We start from the raw sequence: 2746 nt of genomic DNA on the forward strand, positions 1-2746 counted from the left end.
ACATTCCCTTGTTTCGGACCTCGGTGATTTCCCCAACGGCTGGCGATCCCACCGGGATCACGACATTGCCGCCAACCGACACGGCTTCCATGACCGACAATTGAAAATGCTGTCCGACACGCAGTTTCTTCCCTTTTGTCGAAAGCGGTTCGCTCAGCTTCAGCTGAACTTCTGTTCCGGTTCGAAGGACATTGTCAGCAACCGGCGCGACGGTCATGGCTTGCGCAGGCGCTGGCGAGACCTGGGCTTGCGCACCAGTCGTGAGCAACAGAAACGCGAGGGATCCGCTCGTCAAAAACTTCATAAATTTGCCCCCGAGGTTTCTTCCGTTATCGACATAGGCGGCTGCCCGCCAAGCACCGCGAAGTCAAGGACGGTCGCCGCAGATTTGGCGAGAGTTGAGTTTTCAAGTTTGAACACTTCGATGCGATGCGGCCACCGTGGCCGCCGTCAGGCAGAATATCCACTCATCACCCTGTGCAGATTCGCCGGGCCATCTCTGAGAGAATTGGCCTACAACATGAGGGGATGATCAAGTTCATGGCCATTCGGTCACTCATTGCAGCGATCCGCACCTGATCGCGGCCCAAGCCTTCGGCAAAATGGAAGCTAGCCACCCATTCCACAAAAATTTGCCGCCATCGCCTAGGTGCATCTGTATCCAGCCTCGGTCGGATCCAGAAGCGCGCCCTGATCCATCCGAATGTCGGTGTCTCTGATAGCAGCGACTTCGAAGCAGCCGGTCCGTATTGCCCACCAACATGGTCATCGGGCAAACCTGAAATTTGAAACCGCTCTGCGTTGATTGAAGAGGGGAGGGGGCTTTGCCTTGTTTGAGCCTGTCAGGCGTCGATGGTCGGCGCACGTGGACGGCTCAGTTCAGGAGTGAAACCGATGTTCCAGATTATTCCTCTCGGCAAACTTGTTGCATCCCCCCGCAATGTCCGCCGCCATGGCGATCCCGCCGCAGATGCAGAGCTCAAGGCCAGCATTGCCGCACACGGCCTGCTGCAGAACCTCGTGGTCCGGGCTGCGGCCAAGGGACGGTTCGAGGTCGAGGCCGGCGAACGCCGCCGCCGCGCAATGCTCGCGCTGGTCGATGACAAGGTGCTGCCCCGCGACCATCAGGTCACGTGCCTCGTGCTTAGCGCCGACAACGAAGCCGCGCCTGAGGCGAGCCTCGCGGAGAACTTCCACCGTCTTGCCATGAACCCCGCCGATGAAGCGCAGGCCTTCGCCGCGCTCATCGAGGGCGGGGCGAGCACCGAACAGGTCGCGCGCCGCTTCGGGCTTACGGTGCGCTTCGTCGAAGGCCGTCTGCGGCTTGCGACGCTGGCACCAGTGGTGTTCGATGCGCTCGCGGCCGGAGAGATCACGCTCGACATGGCCAAGGCCTATGGCGCGACGTCGGACCAGCAGATCCAGGCACGCGTCTTCGCCGAGATCTCTGGGGCTTACTATGCGCCGAACGCCGACGGTATCCGGCGGATGGTGCTCACCGGAACGGTCCGCGGTAGCGATCCCCGGGCCAAGCTGGTCGGGCGGGACGGATACCTCGCGGCAGGCGGCCGGATCGAGCGCGAACTCTTCGACGATGCCGATACCGAGACCTGGGTCGATGTAACGCTGCTGGAAACCCTGGCTGCGGCGAAGATGGAAGAGGAAGCCCGTTCGCTCGCTGCGGAGCACGGCGTGGCCTGGGTCAAGCCGACGCTCGATCCCTACGCCAGCCATGATCTTGTCGAGGGTCTGGTGCGGCTGCCAGCAGAGCCTGCGCCGCTCAGCGAGATCGAAGTCGCCCGGTTGGAAGTGCTCGATGCTTCGTGGGATGAACACGCCGCGATCCTTGAGGATGAGGAGAGCGCGCCCGAAGCGGTGGAAGCCGCTGAAGCGGCCATCGCCGCGATCGAACGCGAGACACAGGACATCCGCAGCCGCAAGCCGGTCCTGCCCGACGAGCAGAAGGGTTCGGCAGGCATGATCCTCACGCTGTCGCGCGAGGGCACGCCCGTCCTGCAGCCGGTCTTCTACGGCGAACGGGAAGAGACGGTACCGGGCGATTGCGATGGCATCGAAGTGGTCAGCTCCGAAGGTGAGGCGGGACCGCGCCGCGCGACCCTCTCGCGCCGGCTTGTCGACGAACTTGCCATGCAGCGCCGCGACGTGCTCGCCCTGCACCTGGCATCGGATCCGGCGCTCGCCCTCGACGTCGTGGTCTTCACGCTCGCCGATGCAGACAGCCACGACTGGCAGGCGCGCAGCGCATCGACCATCCGCGGCGGCGTGCCGAGCGGTCCTATCGTCGGGTTCGAGCCCGCCGATGCGGCGGCGACCGGGGCACTCGCCGAACTCCGATCCGCGCTCGATGAGACTTGGCGCGTCGGTTCCGATCAGCGTGAGCGCTTCGATCGGTACCGGGCGCTCGGCGACGAGGTCCGTGCGGCCTGGCTGGGGCACGTCGTCGCGCGCTCGCTCGAGGCCAGCCTCAACATGAGCGGCGAGCGCCGAATTCCGTTCCAGGATCATCTCGGCGCGCTGATCGGGATCGATATCGCGCAGTGGTGGCGGCCGACAGCGGCGAACTTCTTCGACCGCGTGCCCAAGCAGGTCATTTTTGAAGCGCTCGGTGAAGTCGGCGGCGCGGAGCTCGCGGCGCGCTACGTCTCGGTCAAGAAGGCGGATCTGGCAGCAAGCGCCGAGCGCATCTTTGCCGGAGCGACGATTGCCGAAGTTGCGGAACGCGAAC

General features: G+C 64.0%; 1 protein-coding gene and 1 pseudogene. One reads left to right on the forward strand and one right to left on the reverse strand.

What is annotated here, in order from left to right; translation table 11 throughout:
• Positions 1-304, reverse strand: a pseudogene (locus WCL10_RS20470) (hypothetical protein); the annotation flags it as partial.
• 590 nt (positions 305-894) lie between these two features.
• Between WCL10_RS20470 and WCL10_RS20475 the strand changes: the two are divergent.
• On the forward strand, positions 895-2746 hold a 1852-nt coding region (locus tag WCL10_RS20475), incomplete at its 3' end, for a ParB/RepB/Spo0J family partition protein (RefSeq protein ID WP_336897491.1).

The organism is Novosphingobium sp., from assembly GCF_037133355.1.
In the GTDB taxonomy this organism is placed as follows: Bacteria; Pseudomonadota; Alphaproteobacteria; order Sphingomonadales; family Sphingomonadaceae; genus Novosphingobium.